The following is a 486-nucleotide window of genomic DNA, read 5'->3' on the forward strand; positions in this document are numbered from 1 at the left end:
ACCATTGGCAGCACCGGTGCTTATACCTTCACGCCCGATGCCAACTGGAACGGCACAGTTCCAACCATCACCTATACCGTCAGCGATGGCGAGGGCGGCAGCGATACCGCCAATCTCGACATCACCGTCAATCCGATCAACGATGCGCCGACCACAGTCGGCACGATTGGCGATCAGGCCGATGCGGATGCGGATACGATTACGTCAATCGATGTCACCTCTTTCTTCGATGACATCGACAGTCCGACGCTGACCTACAGCGCCAGCGGTCTGCCTGCCGGGCTGACGATCGATCCGGTCACCGGCGTGATCGGCGGAACGGTCGACAACTCGGCCAGCCAGGGTGGTTCGGGCGGCGTGTACAGCGTCACCGTGACTGCCACCGATGGCGACGGAGCCTCGGTCGATCAGACGTTCAACTGGACAGTCACCAACCCTGCACCGGTCGCGACGGACGACACCGACAGCACCAACGAGGACACCCCG

1 protein-coding gene is annotated in these 486 nt (G+C 61.9%); it reads left to right on the forward strand.

Going from position 1 to position 486, the window contains the following annotated elements; genetic code table 11:
- Positions 1-486, forward strand: a 486-nt coding sequence (locus CV013_RS13615; protein WP_198591881.1) for a putative Ig domain-containing protein, incomplete at both ends; no start/stop codon positions are given.

The organism is Tsuneonella flava, assembly GCF_002870965.1.
Taxonomy (GTDB): domain Bacteria; phylum Pseudomonadota; class Alphaproteobacteria; order Sphingomonadales; family Sphingomonadaceae; genus Tsuneonella; species Tsuneonella flava.